15 protein-coding genes, 1 other RNA gene and 3 pseudogenes are annotated in these 17,196 nt (G+C 59.0%); 11 read left to right on the top strand and 8 right to left on the bottom strand.

The genetic code is table 11. The annotated features are described in order from the left end of the window. Positions 1 to 58 precede the first annotated feature (58 nt). From NMB96_RS05685 to NMB96_RS05670, 4 genes are all read right to left on the bottom strand, one after another. Positions 59 to 316 (bottom strand): hypothetical protein, encoded by a 258-nt coding sequence (locus tag NMB96_RS05685; protein WP_255086470.1) that lies wholly within the window; start codon positions 314 to 316, stop codon positions 59 to 61. Then, a complete protein-coding gene (locus tag NMB96_RS05680) occupies positions 313 to 1,176 on the bottom strand; it encodes a hypothetical protein (RefSeq protein ID WP_255086469.1) in 864 nt (287 codons plus the stop codon). The genes NMB96_RS05685 and NMB96_RS05680 overlap by 4 nt, the downstream gene beginning before the upstream one ends. A 72-nt stretch (positions 1,177 to 1,248) precedes the next feature. Then, complete coding sequence (locus NMB96_RS05675) at positions 1,249 to 2,229, bottom strand: IS5 family transposase (RefSeq protein ID WP_183086593.1); 981 nt, start codon at positions 2,227 to 2,229, stop codon at positions 1,249 to 1,251. Then, the gene (locus NMB96_RS05670) at positions 2,220 to 2,777 is read right to left on the bottom strand and encodes a hypothetical protein (RefSeq protein ID WP_255086468.1); all 558 of its coding nucleotides are present in this window, start codon (positions 2,775 to 2,777) and stop codon (positions 2,220 to 2,222) included. The genes NMB96_RS05675 and NMB96_RS05670 overlap by 10 nt, the downstream gene beginning before the upstream one ends. Before the next feature lie 107 nt (positions 2,778 to 2,884). Between NMB96_RS05670 and NMB96_RS05665 the strand changes: the two are divergent. Next, positions 2,885 to 3,052: pseudogene (locus NMB96_RS05665) on the top strand (IS5/IS1182 family transposase); the annotation flags it as partial. 277 nt (positions 3,053 to 3,329) lie between these two features. Here NMB96_RS05665 and xopAH read toward each other — a convergent pair. Continuing rightward, positions 3,330 to 4,526 (bottom strand): XopAH/AvrB family type III secretion system effector, encoded by a 1,197-nt coding sequence (gene xopAH / locus NMB96_RS05660; protein ID WP_255085872.1) that lies wholly within the window; start codon positions 4,524 to 4,526, stop codon positions 3,330 to 3,332. A 91-nt stretch (positions 4,527 to 4,617) separates the two neighbouring features. Between xopAH and NMB96_RS05655 the strand changes: the two genes are divergently transcribed. Next, positions 4,618 to 5,720, top strand: a protein-coding gene (locus NMB96_RS05655; protein WP_183086658.1) for an IS3 family transposase whose coding sequence is annotated in 2 segments (ribosomal slippage) — positions 4,618 to 4,876 and positions 4,876 to 5,720 — 1,104 coding nt in all. Because the reading frame shifts where the segments join, the coding sequence is not laid out codon by codon here. 120 nt (positions 5,721 to 5,840) lie between these two features. On the opposite strand, the pseudogene NMB96_RS05650 reads toward NMB96_RS05655, so the two are convergent. After that, positions 5,841 to 5,996, bottom strand: a pseudogene (locus NMB96_RS05650) (type III secretion system effector XopAI); the annotation flags it as partial. 355 nt (positions 5,997 to 6,351) lie between these two features. Next, positions 6,352 to 7,389, bottom strand: coding sequence for a hypothetical protein (locus NMB96_RS05645; protein WP_255085065.1), 1,038 nt, complete (start codon positions 7,387 to 7,389; stop codon positions 6,352 to 6,354). A gap of 94 nt (positions 7,390 to 7,483) precedes the next feature. Here NMB96_RS05645 and NMB96_RS05640 point away from each other — a divergent pair, with 94 nt between their 5' ends. From NMB96_RS05640 to NMB96_RS05625, 4 genes and pseudogenes are all read left to right on the top strand, one after another. Then, a complete protein-coding gene (locus NMB96_RS05640; RefSeq protein WP_046932707.1) occupies positions 7,484 to 7,771 on the top strand; it encodes a hypothetical protein in 288 nt (95 codons plus the stop codon). A 261-nt stretch (positions 7,772 to 8,032) separates the two neighbouring features. Continuing rightward, the gene (istA, locus tag NMB96_RS05635) at positions 8,033 to 9,568 is read left to right on the top strand and encodes an IS21 family transposase (RefSeq protein WP_229009178.1); all 1,536 of its coding nucleotides are present in this window, start codon (positions 8,033 to 8,035) and stop codon (positions 9,566 to 9,568) included. 15 nt (positions 9,569 to 9,583) lie between these two features. Further along, entirely contained in the window at positions 9,584 to 10,327 is a 744-nt protein-coding gene (istB, locus tag NMB96_RS05630) for an IS21-like element helper ATPase IstB (RefSeq protein WP_053051498.1), read from the top strand. Positions 10,328 to 10,433: 106 nt separating this feature from the next. Then, a pseudogene (locus tag NMB96_RS05625) lies at positions 10,434 to 11,249 on the top strand (IS5 family transposase); the annotation flags it as partial. An 84-nt stretch (positions 11,250 to 11,333) separates the two neighbouring features. Here NMB96_RS05625 and NMB96_RS05620 read toward each other — a convergent pair. Continuing rightward, the gene (locus NMB96_RS05620) at positions 11,334 to 12,431 is read right to left on the bottom strand and encodes a hypothetical protein (RefSeq protein ID WP_255086467.1); all 1,098 of its coding nucleotides are present in this window, start codon (positions 12,429 to 12,431) and stop codon (positions 11,334 to 11,336) included. A 970-nt stretch (positions 12,432 to 13,401) separates the two neighbouring features. On the opposite strand from NMB96_RS05620, the gene NMB96_RS05615 reads away from it, so the two are divergent. The 5 genes from NMB96_RS05615 to NMB96_RS05595 all read left to right on the top strand — a co-directional run bounded on the left by NMB96_RS05615 (position 13,402) and on the right by NMB96_RS05595 (position 16,854). Then, on the top strand, positions 13,402 to 13,800 hold the full coding sequence (locus NMB96_RS05615; protein WP_255086466.1) for a BlaI/MecI/CopY family transcriptional regulator: 399 nt from the start codon (positions 13,402 to 13,404) through the stop codon (positions 13,798 to 13,800). Between the two features lie 3 nt (positions 13,801 to 13,803). After that, a complete protein-coding gene (locus NMB96_RS05610; RefSeq protein WP_255086465.1) occupies positions 13,804 to 15,495 on the top strand; it encodes a M56 family metallopeptidase in 1,692 nt (563 codons plus the stop codon). A 69-nt stretch (positions 15,496 to 15,564) separates the two neighbouring features. Beyond that, positions 15,565 to 15,634: non-coding RNA, sX9 sRNA (locus NMB96_RS05605), on the top strand. Between the two features lie 98 nt (positions 15,635 to 15,732). Next, positions 15,733 to 15,930 carry a hypothetical protein gene (locus NMB96_RS05600; RefSeq protein WP_255086464.1) on the top strand — a complete coding sequence of 66 codons (198 nt, stop codon included), beginning with the start codon at positions 15,733 to 15,735 and terminating at the stop codon, positions 15,928 to 15,930. 75 nt (positions 15,931 to 16,005) lie between these two features. Beyond that, positions 16,006 to 16,854, top strand: coding sequence for a hypothetical protein (locus tag NMB96_RS05595; protein WP_023901980.1), 849 nt, complete (start codon positions 16,006 to 16,008; stop codon positions 16,852 to 16,854). Positions 16,855 to 17,196: the final 342 nt, after the last annotated feature.

The raw sequence follows: 17,196 nt of genomic DNA, 5'->3' as shown, positions 1-17,196 counted from the left end.
GGATCTGAGCGCCGTCAGCCTGGTCGATGTGGTTAGGCTCATCCTCCGATGCCGTTGATCAGACCATCCCTAGTTGCGCTCTACAGGATTCCAGTAAAAGGCTCATGTCTGTGAGAACACGATTTGCAATTTTGAAAGAATCATCACGGACGATGACGGCAAATATCTCCTCCTTTCCCTTGGTTGTCCGGAGAGCAGCTGCCATCTCTTCTCTGGATCCATCTACCTGCAGCCAGAATACACGCAGCACCTCGTTCTCTGACCACGGAGCCTGAGAAATAAGCTCATTAGCTCTTTGGGCCGTCACGATGCTCATGACAAGCTCCTAGACGTAGAGGTGGCGGCTAGGCGTGCCATCAAAGGTATACCGACGGAGACAGTGCCTTTGGATTCATTGAAGAAATTTGCCATCGCGGCGCTAGCCAGTAGTTGGCGAGAGGGGTTCCTTGCCAGCTCTTCAAATGGTTTGGCGATTTGATCAAATGCCGCCAAGGAACAGTTCATTCGTTTTGGATGACGTCTTACGATCTCACGCAGAATACTAGTTACTGAGTAAAGCCACGGTTCCTGCGCGCGACTTCTTTCTGAGCTAAACTCCGCTAGCATTTTGTGAAAGAGGCGGTAGTGTGGGCTATTCCTAAGTACGACAAACTCAAGCCTCTCTCGAGAGAATTCAGCAAAATAGTGACCTCCAAGTTCTGTGCCGAGCTCAAAATCAGTTGACGCCATTAGCCACTCACAAAAGTCAACCAAGACATTCACGGTCAGGTAAGGATGTCCCTTCGTCTCTTGATATACAGCCTCGACAAACGGATCCGTGATGCGCAGGTTTTCGCCGAGGATACGGGATACCAAAATTGCGAACTCTGAAGACGTGCCAGGTTGATGTTCAAAAAGAGGGAACGCATATTGTCTGACATTAGGACTAAGTTGGTTCTGACTAAGCAAGATCATGTGTGCGTCAGGGCGCTGTCCCATGAAGAGAAGCGTATTCTTAATAGAAAATCCAAGCATCTGGCTGATTAGCGGGAGGGAAACTAGCGCTTTTAATCCAGGCGACCTCTCAGTGTAAGTATCTATTATTTCAAAAAGCATTTCGTACTCATCTATAATCAGTACCAAATTTCGCTTAGGGATGGTCTGATCAACGGCATCGGAGGATGAGCCTAACCACATCGACCAGGCTGACGGCGCTCAGATCCTCGATTTTTTTGCCGTTTCCGGCGCGTTTGCAGGGTGTTGCCCGGGTTACAGGCGCACGTTCCCCATCGTCGGCAGTAACTGCTTTCGCTTCATCCACAGGTTCGATAGCGCAAACAAGGTCAGCACCTGCGCGGTGTTCTTGGCCAGGCCGCGATAGCGGACCTTGGTGTAGCCGAACTGGCGCTTGATCACCCGGAATGGATGCTCCACCTTCGCGCGCACACTGGCCTTGAAGTGTTCCCAACGTCTTTCCCGAGCACGCTCGCGTTTGTTGCCGAGGGCTTGCATCGTCGAGGGCCTGGCGGCGATGAAGAATGCAGCCTTGCAGGCCTGCAGTTCTTCGCGTTTGTCCGCACCGGTGTAGCCGCTATCGCCGAACACGCTGTCTTCTTTGCCATGCAGCAACGTGTGCATCACCGTGACATCGGCGACGTTGGCGGCTGTGCAATGGACGTGGTGCACCAACCCGGAAAATTCATCCACGCCGATGTGCGCCTTCATCCCGAAATACCACTGATTGCCCTTCTTGGTCTGATGCATCTCAGGGTCGCGCGCGTTGTCGGCATTCTTGGTCGAACTGGGCGCCGCGATCAGCGTCGCATCGACGATCGTGCCCGACCGCAGGCTCTGGCCCTTGCGCGCCAGATGCGCGTTGACCGCTTCCAGCATCCGCGCGGCAAGGCCATGGGTCTCCAGCAGGCGCCGAAAGTTGAGAATCGTGGTCTCGTCCGGAACGTTGTCCAAGCCACCGAGCTGGGCAAACCGCCGCAAGGTCGGGATCTCGTGCAGTGCTTCTTCCATCGCCGGATCGCTCAGCGCATACCACTGCTGCAGCAGATGAATCCGCAACATCGTCGCCAGTGCGTACGGCTGCCGACCTGGCCGGCCCGATACCGGATAGTGCGGCGCGATCAGACCGAGCAGTTGCTGCCACGGAACCACCTGCTCCATCTCGGCCAGAAAGATCTCGCGCCGGGTCTGCTTGCGCTTGCCCAGGCCCTCAGCGTCACCGAACGTCAGTTGCATGGATCACTCCTCAACATCAGGCGGGTAGTGTCGCGTATCTGTGGTGCGTTGTTCAGAGGTTCCTTAGGAGCGTTTGCTTGAGTGGTAGCTACTACGCAATCTGCGACGAGTTCAGTAAAAAATGTTTCCTGGATTGCATTTCCGGCTTCTAGTGCAGATCGGATCCGAGAGCTCAGAAGATTTAGTTCCGGTGAATTTGGACGATGGTCCATGCTTTGGAAAATGACCATCCTCTCCCCGGAAGGGCCTGCGATGGCTTCAGCAGAGGTTGTCTTTCCTGAGCGTCTGACGCTACACCAAACATATGCGCCAACGCCTCGTTGAAGCCCTTGAATGATTCGATTGACGCTGTGGCGCTCGACTTCAAAATGGCCCTCGCGGAAAAGAGGATCATCAAGAGGGAAGTCTTTCGCATAGTTTCTCAGCAAGCGACCAGACAAATGCTTCGCAGAAGCTGGTGCTGAACGGCCAGTTAGGATTGCTGCAACGGTCTCTGCCAAAGCAGAAAAGCCTGCTAATTGACCCTGAACATCGGAGGAATCAACCACATCATTAGCACCACTGCTATCGACCCATTCGCGTGTAGTGTTAGGGAACCTCTGAACAACGCACCACAGATACGCGACACTACCCGCCTGATGTTGAGGAGTGATCCATGCAACTGACGTTCGGTGACGCTGAGGGCCTGGGCAAGCGCAAGCAGACCCGGCGCGAGATCTTTCTGGCCGAGATGGAGCAGGTGGTTCCGTGGCAGCAACTGCTCGGTCTGATCGCGCCGCACTATCCGGTATCGGGCCGGCCAGGTCGGCAGCCGTACGCACTGGTACATACAGCCAAGCAAGTGGACGCTGACACTAAATAAACTGGACGAAGCTATCAGCCAAACTGGACGGCGACGTCATTTAGGCTGGACGGTTGTGACTTGCAAAGTCAGCGCAGCCAGGCAAGGAGGATGCAACTCGGCTGGCCTGCTGCTGGTCAGAGGCAGCGCTTATAGAGCGCCCAGCGCCGCCTGCGGGAGGACTGCGCGGCCACGTACTGCTAGCGAGGGATTCTCACGGAGCCTAAACGCCGGCAGAGCTAGAGCAGGCGCGGGCCGATCACGCCTGCTCCGGCAGTTCGAAGAAGTCCGCGTAGCGGGAACTGAAGCTCTCGCGGTCTGTGACGAATGCCTCCAGATCTGCTGCAATTCCATGCGCGAAAGGTGGTAATTCGATACCATGCGCATGCGCCAATGCTCGGACGGCCAATTCGGTCTTCGCAGCGCTTCCTCTACTGTCAGGCATGGCATGCGCCATCCACCAGTGGAGACTACCCAGCGTCGGCATCAGGCTGGCGGGATCGTGGCGTTGTGCGATTAAGTTGCTAAACAAGGTTTCGACATGATTCATGATCGGCTGCACCATTCCGAATGGTGTGTGCTCAATGACAAATGGAAAAGCTGAGCCTTCAACCTGCAGACCGTTTCCTTTCCGCCCTTGCTGGGCGAGCGAATGGTAGAAGTCGTCAGGATTCACAGCCAGCTTTAATTGGGTGAGCGGTATCATTGCCCCATTCAGTACACCTACCATTTCGAAAACATCATGCGCCATGAATGTTTTGGGCAGCGCCTGCTCACTTTTTGCAACAAGGTCGTTCGCTTGCCGGATCAGCGGAAGCTGGCGCACCCTTGGTCGCAGATATGCATAGTGTTTTGTAAGAGGCGTGGAGACGTTCTTTTGCCGTGGGTAGCCCGCCGCAAATGGCTGTGCATTTCCTTTCGTTTGACCGGGGCCCTCTGCCTGCGGATTTTGTTGTGTAGCCCAGCTATGACGTGCTGCGCCTGAGAAATCCCACAACTGCCGGAAGGTCTGGATCTGCCCGCTTGCAATACGTTCGCCACCTTCCCGCGCAGTGGCATAAAATCGGCGGCCATACTCTTGATTCTCTGGGGTTGACTCTTGGTTGACGCGCGGATCTGGCCATCGTGCCACGCCCGTCAGCGCGACCTGTGCGGGCGACAGACTGCACTCGGTAGCAGGTCCTGGCAGTGACCTGCGGATAGGCGGCGATACCGAGGTGATACTATGGTTCAGCCCCTGCATGCCGGGCGCCAGAGCCGCGAAGGCAGCCTCCCTCAACAACGTCTGGGACCACTCCGTGAGGGATTGATGTCTCGGCTCATGGAAGCGACTGCTTTCAATGTGGAGCGTATGTTCGCCTTGTTCCTCGGTGTAAAGCACTTGCAGCTGCACATCAGAACTGATTCGTTCCTCTGGAGCCAGCGCCTGGTGGGGGCGGCGATGTTTCAGTTCCACGGTCACTTTCTCCCACGGTCTGGACGACGTCCCCCGATTTTGAGTAGCGCCTCAGTTTGGAGTCCAATTCCCTACCCCGAGGAGATTGGACGTGAAGAAACGTTTTACTGACGAGCAGGTCATCGGCTTTCTGCGCGAAGCCGAAAGCGGCGTGGCGATCAAGGACCTGTGCCGGCGCCATGGCTTCAGCGAGGCCTCGTACTACCTGTGGCGCAGCAAATTCGGCGGGATGAGCGTGCCTGATGCCAAGCGGCTCAAGGACCTCGAGTCCGAGAACGCGCGGCTGAAGAAGTTGCTGGCCGAGCAATTGTTCGAGAACGACCTGATCAAGGATGCGCTGCGAAAAAAGTGGTAAGCGCACCGGCGCGTCGTACGCTGGTGCGCGAGTGGATCGGGCGTGGCGCCAGCGAGCGTCGCGCCTTGGCAGCGATCGGCATGAGCGCCAGTGCGCTGCGCTATTGCCCACGCGAAGACCGCAATGGCGAACTGCGCGAGCGCATCGTTGCGTTGGCGCATCGCCATCGCCGCTATGGCGTGGGAATGATCTATCTCAAACTGCGACAGGAAGGGCGCATCGTGAACTACAAACGGGTGGAGCGGTTGTACCGCGAGCAGCAGCTACAGGTCCGACGGCGCAAACGCAAAAAGGTGCCAATAAGCGAGCGTCAGCCGCTGCTGCGGCCAGCGCAGGCCAATCAGGTGTGGTCGATGGACTTCGTGTTCGACCGCACTGCCGACGGTCGGGTGGTCAAGTGTCTGGTGATCGTGGACGATGCAACCCACGAAGCGGTCGCCATCGACGTGGAGCGCGCGATCTCGGGACATGGCGTTGCGCGCGTGCTGGATCGGTTGGCACACAGTCGCGGTTTGCCGAAGGTGATCCGCACTGACAACGGCAAGGAGTTTTGCGGCAGGGCGATGGTCGCCTGGGCACATGCCCGTGGTGTGCAGTTGCGGCTGATCCAACCCGGCAAACCGAACCAGAACGCCTACGTCGAATCGTTCAACGGCCGACTACGCGACGAATGCCTCAACGAGCACTGGTTCCCGACACTGCTGCACGCGCGCACCGAAATCGAACGCTGGCGACGCGCGTACAACGAAGAGCGACCCAAGAATGCAATCGGCGGCATGACCCCGGCTGCTTATGCCCAACATCTGGCAAACACCGATATCATTACCCCCGGACTCTAAACCAAGCCGCTACTCAGGGCGGGGGGACGTCGTGGACAGCGCCATGTCGATAGCTGCCAGCGCTACGTTTTCCCCGTGCTGCTGAACTTTGTGCGGCAAATGGCCGGCGCCAGCCCGCCTTGCCCTACGAGCCCCGAGTGACCCCAAGCCATACAGGCTAGGTGACATGGGCGCCTCGGGAGATGACGGCGTAGAGGGCGTGGTCTGCTCTGCGGCGTGGGCTGCATAATCCTCAAGTGAGCCCGCCACGCTCGGCTTTGAAACGCATAGACCCATGTTGATCTCCTACAGTGACTGTCGGAGCAAGTTTGGCGAGAAGCTCTCCGATTCGCGCTGGCTCACCGAAGTCATAGCTGGGACGACGAAGCATTGACGCGCGGGATTCTCGAGCCTCTATAGAGGCTTGGCAGGGATTCTTGAAAAAATCCTTTTCTGACAGCAGGTTAGATCACTTTTTGCTTTTTTTACGAATCCCCCCCCCGACCCTCGATCGGCTTGTATTACATATCGATGTAATCGAACACTTCGGTGCGAAGTCTTGGAGCAGAGGGGTTCAACATCCGATTCCACGGGCGCTTACGAGAAGGCCGATTGAGGCCGTGAGGAGGGTTCATGTCAAAGCGAAGGAAGTTCAGGCGCCCGAAGCGGCAATTCGATCTCTCACCTCATCCGGCATCAGGCGCTCGCGCCTGCCGGCTTGAAGCGTCCTCAGTCCCCACTCCCATGCAATGTCTTGCTCTGCGACCCATCGCCTGGCGTTCTCGCTGGATTGTTCGACCGGCTGAGTCAGCCGAAAGCGTGGTCCGAGCCCAAAGAACAGATCGAAACCAAAATCAATCGTCAGCAACCGACGCAGCTGCCGGGTATGCCCGCCCGGGAGATAGCCATCCCATCCAGCGTCCTCTAGCTGCAGTACGACGCGGGAGAAGCAGAAAGCCTGCCTTTGCATGATCCTTGGATGCAGATCAAACGCAAGCTCCTTGTCTTCTGCCAACGGAAAAATGAAGCAGATGAAGTAGGCGAACAGCTCCTCTGCGATCTCCCACAGCGGACCCTCAATCGTGGCCAGGAACAGGCTGGCGTGCAGCGAACGCCCGAGTTCAAAAGCCCGCCCTTGATTTCCTGCTTCATGCGCTTCTCGAAGCAATACGACGAGCGCGGCTAGGCTATCCAGGCCCGCTTGTCCCTCCAGGCGTCGAGTCACTTGGCGCGTTGCTTTACGCCGCACATAGCGTCCGCGCTCCAACGCCTGCTGATCGAAGATCGCCATCTGGATCCCGGGTCCCAACCGCTTTAGCAGCGTGTCGGCACTTACCCCAACAGGGCGGGAGATGTCCAGCGCGTCCCAAGCTGCTGCCATGAGGATTTCACTGGAGCCTGCCATGGCTGCTTCTGTGGTGCGGAGAGTTTCGGCGCCGGGGACGTGCTTACCCAGGGCGTACTTGGCCCACAAATTGTGATGGTGCTCGCCCTTGAGGTAGGTGCCGGGCTGCAAAACCTGACCCAGGCGATAGGCCGTCGGACGGCCCATACGCGCCCGCAGCCCCTCGAACCATAAGCCAACCTTCAGCACGTTCAAGGCCTTCTCAGCGGAACGGTTTGCGTTCGATTCGGCTAAGCGAACTACCGCTTTTACCCGGCCAAGTTTGTAGTCCTTGATCTGTATCAATGGCTTATCGACTCATTGCGGTGCAATTTAGAGTAACGCGGAAGCCCTCAGTTTCCTTCTGGGCGACTATCGGTGCAATCGTTACGCTAGCGGCATGACAGAGCGTGACGAACACATCGGCGCGTTGGCCAAAGTCCTGGAGCAGGATCTGTTGCACCACTACGGCCCGGTGATCGGCCAGGATGATCTGCGCCAAGCACTGGGCTACACCTCGCTGGATGCGTTCCGGCAGGCTCTGTCCCGTGACTCGCTGCCGGTGCCGGTGTTCCCCATCCCTAATCGCCGCGGCAAATACGCGCTTGCCAAAGACATTGCGCACTGGCTGGCAGGCTTGCGCGACCAAGCCATCCGGGCATCGCACCCAAACGGAAACACGCCATGACTGCGAACATGGAAGACAGGGGGTCAGCATGACCTGACGACTCCCACCGCCATTCCACACGTGGGAAATGCAAAAGCCCCCAAGCGCGTCAACGCTTGGGGGCTTTGAGGGTGTAGCTAGAACCTATTCGCTGCATTCTCGGCATCCGCCCTCCCTTCGTCAATCCCTGTTTGCCAGCTCTTACGCGCTGGCGCGGGGGACTGTTGCCGCTGTTCTGGCCCGGATGCTGGTGCCTGGAACGAAGGCGGTGCAAGGAGTGCCATGAATCCGTTGAAAGACCTGTGCCGGTGCCTGCTGCGCACTGACCTGACCGATCGGCAGGTTGGTCAAAAGTTGAATCGCTCGCCGACCACGGTCGGCCGCTATCGCAAACGCCTGCGAGCCCTCTCACAATCGTGGGATGACATCGAGAGCATGGACGAAGTCGCGCTGGCGCGCCGATTGAATCCGGGCAAAAGTAGTGCGAAGAAGTTGCTCGTTGAACCGGATTGGTCGTATGTGCACGCCGAGCTGCAGCGGCGCGGCATGACGATCGCGCTATTGCATGAGGAATATGCCCTTGGCTTGGAAGCCGGGGCGATGTCAGAGACCGAGTTCCGACGCCGCTACCGCCGCTATGCGCGTAAGCGAGGACTGGTCATGCGTCAGGTGCGTGTACCGGGACAACAGCTGTTTCTGGACTTCTCCGGAGTGCGCCCTTCGATCACTGATCAGATGACCGGCGCAACAACCCCGGTGGAGCTCTTCGTGGCGGTCATGGGTGCCAGCCGCAAGACCTTCGTCTATGCCGTCGCAAGCCAGAAATCGGTTGACTGGATCGCTTGCAATGCAAAGGCGCTGGAGTTCTTTGCGGGCGTGCCCACCTATCTGGTGCCGGATAACCTCAAGGCGGCGGTGACCTCCGTTTCCGGGCAGGACGGGGCACTGCTGAACATGACCTACGCCGAGTTCGCTGCACACTACGACACCATGGTGCTGCCGGCACGTCCGCGCAAACCTACGGACAAGGCGCCGGTGGAGATTGGGGTGCAACTGGCCCAGCGTTGGATCCTGGCGCGGCTGCGCAATCGGGTGTTCTTCTCGCTGGAGGAACTGAATCGCGCCATTGCCGAGCTGGTGGACCGCATGAACCTTCGTCCGATGCGTGGGTCCGGCGGAAAAAGCCGTCAGCAACTGTTCGAGGAACTGGACGGCCCCGCGCTGCGTCCCTGTCCGCAGATGCCCTACGAGTACGCAGAGTGGAAGCTTAAGGTCCCTGTGGGACAGGATTACCACGTCCCTTGGCAGGGCCACTTTTACTCGGTTCCTCACACATTGGTTGGCGCAAAGGTGAACTTGAAGGTCACCCGGGAGGCCGTGGCAGTCTTCCACCGCGACAAGCGGGTGGCCATGCATCCGCGCAGCGGCGAAGTGGGTGGATGTAGCACGTCACCGGAGCACCAGCCACCGGCTCATCGCGCTTACGCACAAGACACGCCGGACGTACTGATGACATGGGCGCGTCAGCAAGGAGGCGCCCTGCATAAGTTCGTGCAACGACATAGCGCGACCCATCGCCGACCGGCACTGACCCTGCAAGCCTGTCGAGGGCTGCGACGCCTTGCGCGTGAACACGGGATCGAAAGGCTGCAGGCGGCCTGTGACCGGGCAGTGCGCATCCAAGCAAACAGTGTCAGCTCGGTGAAGTCGATCCTGGTGCGCCATCTGGATCGCAGCGCATCTTGCGATGACAGTGCAAGCAACGATGACGCTCCACAGGCGCACGAAAACGTGCGCGGTGCTAACTACTACTCATAATTCAGGGAGAACATTATGTCTTTGGAACATACGATTGATCAGCTACGAACGCTCAAATTGACCGGCATGGTGGCTGGCGTCGAACATCAACTCGCCCAATCCAGCTACGGAGCACTCGGCTTCGATCAGCGCCTTGGCCATCTGGTTGACGCCGAGGTGAGTCAGCGCGACAGCAAGCGCTTCACGCGCCTGATTCGCAATGCCAAGCTCAAGGTCTACGCCGAACCGGAGGCTATTGACTATCGTGTTGGGCGCGGGTTGGATCGATCGGTGATCGCGGATTTGCTGACCTGTGGCTGGATTGAGCACCGCCAAAACGTTTTGGTCACTGGACAAACAGGTACTGGAAAGACCTGGTTGGCATGTGCCCTGGCCGTACAAGCCGCACGCCAAGGGATCACCGTAGGCTACCGGCGCGTAGGCCGCCTGTTGGAAGACATGGAGGTCGGGCATGCGGACGGCTCACTGGCCAAGCTTCGCAATCAACTCGCCAGGACCGGACTACTAATCTTGGATGATTTCGGCCTGACGCCGCTGAGCAGCCGCGGACGTGCAGATCTACTGGAATTACTCGATGACCGTGTCGGCTCTGGCGCCACGATTGTGGCTGGCCAGATGCCAGTGCAGGACTGGCATGCGTTTATCCATGACCCTGCTTTGGCTGATGCCATCATGGATCGACTGATTCACAGCAGCCACAAACTAGCGCTCAAGGGTGAATCCATGCGAAAGACGAAGGTGGCCAAGTCCGGGAAGTGAAGATTGGCGGCGCTGTCCAGCGCTTCTGGCGCTCGCATCCAATTCATTTGGCGGCGGTGTCCAGTTCCGTCGCCGATGAGTGTCCAGTTGGTTGGCTTTTCGTACACTGGCGACGATGTTGCGGATTCATCTGCTGCAGCAGTGGTATGCGCTGAGCGATCCGGCGATGGAAGAAGCACTGCACGAGATCCCGACCTTGCGGCGGTTTGCCCAGCTCGGTGGCTTGGACAACGTTCCGGACGAGACCACGATTCTCAACTTTCGGCGCCTGCTGGAGACCCATGGCCTTGCCGCGCGGATGCTGGAAGCGGTCAACGCGCATCTGGCGCGCAAGGGCCAGAGCCTGCGGTCGGGCACGATCGTCGATGCGACGCTGATCGCGGCGCCCAGTTCGACCAAGAATGCCGACAACGCGCGCGACCCTGAGATGCATCAGACCAAGAAGGGCAATCAGTGGTATTTCGGGATGAAGGCGCACATCGGCGTGGATGAATTTTCCGGGTTGGTGCACCACGTCCATTGCACAGCCGCCAACGTCGCCGATGTCACGGTGATGCACACGTTGCTGCATGGCAAAGAAGACAGCGTGTTCGGCGATAGCGGCTACACCGGTGCGGACAAACGCGAAGAACTGCAGGCCTGCAAGGCTGCATTCTTCATCGCCGCCAGGCCCTCGACGATGCAAGCCCTCGGCAACAAACGCGAGCGTGCTCGGGAAAGACGTTGGGAACACTTCAAGGCCAGCGTGCGCGCGAAGGTGGAGCATCCATTCCGGGTGATCAAGCGCCAGTTCGGCTACACCAAGGTCCGCTATCGCGGCCTGGCCAAGAACACCGCGCAGGTGCTGACCTTGTTTGCGCTATCGAACCTGTGGATGAAGCGAAAGCAGTTACTGCCGACGATGGGGAGCGTGCGCCTGTAACCCGGGCAACACCCTGCAAACGCGCCGGAAACGGCAAAAAAATCGAGGATCTGAGCGCCGTCAGCCTGGTCGATGTGGTTAGGCTCATCCTCCGATGCCGTTGATCAGACCATCCTTAGTCAATTCCGCTACCACTACGTCCGCTAAAGCGGCAGCATCAGCAAGATCGTCTTTGAAGTACAACGGCGATCCAAAGAAAACTGCGGCTGCGACATCTTGGCTAACTCGATCCACCCCCATGCTATAGGTGATATCCAGCCTACTTAGCCCTATGGTCACGCGACTGTATTTCGGTAACACTGCGGGTGTGGATGCCTGAGAGGCCCAACGGTCCACTCCCATCAGCAGGGAGCAAACTGATGCTTCACTTCCATTGAAAACAGAATGCCCTGGCTCAGTAAGGAGGATTGCATGTCGGCCACGACAGAAGCCCAACGTTGGTAGCCATGTATTTAGATAATCGCTTAGCAGTTCTCGACCATTTAGGTCTCCACTAGCAACGCTACGGTAGCCTAAAAGAATGCCGGAGATCATCGCTGACGCGATATCCCATTGCATCGCTGCGTGAGGTTTGGATGGTGCACCTTCACGTTGGTCTCTGAGCACACCCACAATTACATTTAAGAACTGCTGAAGGCCTCGAATGGATTTTGCAAGGCCGATTTCATGAGGTAGCCCACGTTCTTGAACTTTTTCGTAGCCTTTAGAAAAAATTTCACGGGAATGATCAGCGAAGATCGCTTGGATTCGATCTTCTGCCTCGGTGTAATCGTGCATGCTTGGCAGCTGACTAACTACGTCTTTGAGGATGAACGTACAGTTGTCTCGGTAATAGGTAGCCCACTGGAAAATGTGCTTGTCAGCAAGCACAGCCATTCGGCTTTGATAGCCATTGAATACCGAGGAAACCTTTTCTATCCCTGATGCGTCAGTTGGTGCAATGGCGTGGCGAGGACCCCTCTCTAACGTTTGCTGAAGAAGTAAGCTAAGGTCGCGCTTACGACGTTTCTGAAATTCTTCGAGTATTTCCAGTAAATCATGGGAGACAAGAGTGAGGGTGGCGTGGTCGGAGCCTAAAACGAGGATCCTAAAGAGCTCTTCGGCTTTTACCAGCTGCCATGCTTTTGCATGGCCACGCAACTCGTTAAGGCTTTGGTGCGTTTTTGCGTCAATTGTAGACATCTATTTCCCCCTGTCGTCAGCTGATTTAGCCAGCACACACCTGGTAATCGTCGATTGTGACAATAAATTGATCGACTGGCTATACAAATGCTAACTAATAGCTGGTTCATCAGGCGCCTAAGATGCCTACTCGTCGGCAGCGGCTTACTTTAGGCTACCGCTAGAGTTTGCTTAGCATGAGATATCTTATCAGCAGATCCACACAACATCGTTTCGATTAACTTTTTAATAAATTGTATTAAAAAAAAGCTGACGCCATCGCGCCTAGTATTAATAATATTGAGCGCTGTGGAAAAATTAAGCGGAGATTCGCAATATCTGCTTCGCCAGTTAGAATGCTGTTTAATAAAATTAAGATGGCGGGTTGAACTGAAAATGTAGGGAATTACCTGGCTCGCGCAGACGCGCGGATTGTATTAAAAATATATCAATAAATAATGGAATAAATCAAATGGCTATTAACGGTGCGGATGAGCGTACTTGGGAAGCTCTGAACAACCAGCCAGCATCTTGCAGTGACCATCAGCGCAATCATGGCCGCTTCCACATCTGATAAATCCATCAGATATATTATGGTCCAGTGCGCCGCCGCCGTATGCGCTTTATACGATGGTCAGAGGACCATGGTGCTAACCCAGGCTAATATATACGCTTTCCAGAATTGCGGCGAGATTGCCTTGAGTTCAACCTTGGCTTGCATTGCGCAAAAAAGAGCGTTGAGGTTTTTGGTTTGGTACTTATAAAGCATAAAATAGTGCGGCTATTTTCTACTCAGGGTTTCTTTAGTCACCTTGGTGCCAAGGATTTATTTTTTGCAAGTAGTGAGTCACGTTCTGCCAACAGGTCACTCTCATGGATTCTCACCTTTTTTCCAGACCCCACACCAGAAGCGGCAATACATTCTTTGCCCCTGCCATCCGACCTATTGACTACACCTGTCGCCAGGCTTACGGTAGCGACAACTGTAGTCATGGAGAGCGGCATGCGCGGCAAGACCATCGGGGACCAGGAGCTGGCCCTGCTGCAACACATCGAAGAACAGCGGCACGCCAGTGTCGGCGAAGTGGCGGCCGCGTTCGGTGAGCCACGCGGGCTGGCGCGCTCCACCGTGCTGACCATGATGGAGCGGCTGCGCGCCAAGGGCTTTTTACGCCGCAAGCAGATGGACGGCATGTACCGCTACAGCGCCACCACCGGCCAGGACGATGTGGTGCGCTCGGCTGTGGGGCAGTTCGTGGAAAAGACCTTGCAGGGCTCGGTGTCGCCGTTCGTGGCCTGGATGTCGCAGCGCGCCGAAGTCAGCGATACCGAGCTGGCCGAACTCGAAGCCCTGGTCGCCAAGCTGCAATCGCAGCGCAAGGAGGATTGAGCCATGTCGCCCCTGATCGAATCGCTGTTATGGAAACTCTGCGCCACCAGTGTGCAGACTGCGGTGCTGACACTTGCGGTGTGGGCGCTGTGTCGCGGGGTGAAGCGCTTGCCGGCCGCCACGCAAACCTGGCTGTGGTGGTTGGTAGGCGTGCAGGCCGTGGTTGGCCTGCTGTGGAACGCGCCGCTGCAGTTGCCGGTGTTGCCGGCGCACACGTTTGCATCTGCGCTTGGCAGCGCCGACACCTTGGTGCCGGTCGCCACAGCCGCCGCAGCGGCATCGACAGCCGCCGCTGCTAGCGCGACGGCGCACGCCATGGATGTGACGGTCTGGTCGTCGTGGGCTGTGTGGTTGTTTGCGGTGTGGGCGGCTGGCGTGCTGGTGATCTCGGCCGGCACGGTCCGCGCGTATTGGCGCAGCCGTGCGTTGGTGCGCGCCGCCCAGCCGTGCACCGACAAGGCGTTGGTGCAGGCACTGCAGATGGCGGCCGAGGCGCACGGCTTGTCGCACCCACCCGCGTTGCGGCTGTCCTCGCAGATCGATTCGCCGCAGTTGATCGGCCCGTGGCAGCCGGTGTTGCTGCTCCCGGCCAGGCGCCTGGCGCAGATGGCCGACGACGACCTGGATATGGCGTTGACCCACGAGTTGATCCACCTGCGCCGCCGCGACCTGTGGTGGGGGCTGCTGCCGTCGCTGGCCCAGCATCTGTTCTTCTTCCATCCGCTGGTGCACCTGGCCGCCCGTGAATACGCCATCGCCCGCGAAGCCGCCTGCGATGCGGCCGTGGTCGCCGGGCATCGCCATTGCCGTCATGACTATGGACGCCTGCTGCTGCAGTTCGGGGTATCGCCACGTCCGCTCGGTGGCGTGGCAAGTGCCTCGCCGTCGTTCCTCAGCTTGAAGCGCAGGCTTGTGATGTTGCAGGACACCAGTGCCTTTCCGCGGCTGGCCGCGGCGGTGATCCTGGCGACGGTGGCCGTCGCCGGCGTGCTGCCGCTGCGCCTGGTCGCAATGCCGGTGCCGGCAACGTCCACCAGCATGCGGCCCATCGTGGTGACCGCCCCGGCAGCGCAACGCACGCCTGGTACGCCCGGCGGTGTGTCGTTGGTGGATGCCGCAGCGCCGATGAGCGCACTGCCTGCACCGGCGCTGCCCGCACTGCCTGCGGCACCAGCTGCCCCGGCGTCGCACGGTGTCATCGCCGATGTGCTGGGCGCCGAGCCATTGCCTGGTGCAGATGGGGATGCAACGCAAAGCCGCTGGGATGTGGAGCTGGACCGCGTCAGCCGCGAGGCCGCCGCCACCGCCATGCGTGATGCGCAGAGCGCCATGCAGGATGTGCTGGGTGCCGACAACCCTGAGCTTGAACGTCGACAGGAACAGATGCAGGACGCGCAGGACGCGCTGCAGGAAGCGCGCGAACAGCTGGCGTCATTAGGCCCGGAACTGGCGCAGGCCAAACAGGACGCGCAACAGCAGGCGCGCGAAGCCGAGCAACAGATTCGCGAGGTGGCGCAGCAGCATCGCCAGGCGCAATACGCCTATGCCGCGGCGGTGCGCCAAGCGGCCGAGCTGACCCGGCATCAGGTCGAAATGGACAAGCAGGCCGCACGTCAGGCCCGCATCGAGGCGGCGCGCGCGCAGCAGCAAGCGGCGCAAGCGCAGGCAGACGCCGAAGACGCACAAAACAACTAGGAGCCAGCAACGCCACCACTGCGCTCACCGCCACGTGAGCACGGCCGCTGCGCGGAGTCGCCATTGACCACGCGCACGCACTGGTTCTGAGCGCACCATCCGCACCCAGCTGACGGCCGCTCGCTCCGTCATGCTGGCGACCCCAGATCGCCGAACACAGCGAGCCAGCACTCGCGGGCTCGCTGCAGACCGCACGTCGCGTCAGCAACCGTCTCTAAGCGGCCACGCCTCGGCAGCGTGTGGCGTGCAGTCACCGATCCGCTCCTGGCCGTGCACGGCCGGCAGATCCGTGGCAGCGGTAATGACACCAAGCACCTGCCGGCATCGTGCGATCGCATCGCGCCAGGCAGCACCTGCATCGACACGGGCTCGCCACAGCCCGGCACTTCCTGCGTGACGACGCTGCGCAGCGTCGGCAACGCCGTGGCCGCGTGATCGCTGTGTTCCAACCCGTCTGCGTGTCCTGCGCAGGCGGCACCTACCGAGCTGTGACCTTCGTGGAGATCTCTCATGATCCAGACCGCTTCCCCACTGCTGTGCCTACGCACCGCGTTGCTGCTGGCTACCGCCGCACTCGCTGGTCCCTCGCTGATCGCAACCGCGTCTGCAACTACATCTGCATCGCATACGCTTGCGTTGGCTGCGGTGCTCGCATCGCCTGCCATACCGGCGCTGCCCGCACCTGCGGTTTCTCCTGTCGCGCCAACGGCGATTGCGCCAACAGCGCCTTTGGCACCCGTCGCACCCAGTGCATCAAGTGCAGCAGCAGCCCCGGTCGCACCGCGAGCCAGAGCAAACGCACCGTGCGGCAAAGCCACCGTAATCACCCAGGACGAAGGCGATGCCTATGTATTGGTGCACGGCGACCATCAGGTGATGCATGGCTCGCGCAGCGATCTGCAGACCGCACGCGCGTATGCGGGCAATGGCCAGCGCGTGTTGTGGTTCCGCGCCGATGGCGTGCAATACCTGGTGCGTGATCCGACGCTGATGCATCGGCTGGGCGCGGCGCATGTCCGCAGCCGGCAACTGGCCGACGCCCAGGCCATCCTGGCGGCACGTCAGCATGCAGTGAGCGAGCGCCAAGCCGCACTGGCCGCACAGCTCTCTGCACAGACCGAGCCGCGTGCGCTCCAGGCCTCGACACGCACGCCGTCAGCCGCTGCATCCGCATCCTCACAACAGGGCGCGATGCCCGAGGCGCTGCAGGCATTGGCCAGGGAGCAACGTGCATTGGCCGACAGGCAGGCCGCGTTGGCGACCAAGCAGGCCGGTGCCTCCAAGCTCGCCACGCGCGAAGCGCTGAAGGTGCTGCGCGAGGCGTTGGACCGTGGCCTGGTGACACGGGTCTCCGGTTAGTCGCATCGTGTCGCCATCGTGCGCGGGCAAGCTGGATGCGCTGGTGCCTGTCTGCTCGCCGATACTGTGCAACAGGCATCAACCACGCACACAGGTGTCGCCATCACACACAAAATTCAACGTGCTGCAAACGCCTGCTTAAACGAAATATTCGGTCTTTCGATAGGGCAAATACGCCGGCGATTGTGAGTTGGCGAGATTGCGTACCCTCACCCCAACCCCTGCTCCCCGGCCCGCGCTTGCGGCGCGGGCGCTCCAAGGCATGCGCGCCAGTGGTACGCAAGCCGTGCCTTATCGCCCCGGAGGGAGAGGGGCTTCTGCATTCGCCATATACGCCCAACT

It is taken from the genome of Xanthomonas hortorum (genome assembly GCF_024339125.1).
Lineage (GTDB): Bacteria > Pseudomonadota > Gammaproteobacteria > Xanthomonadales > Xanthomonadaceae > Xanthomonas > Xanthomonas hortorum.
Note: the sequence above shows the minus strand (reverse complement) of the source record. Positions and strands in the feature narration are given on the sequence as shown.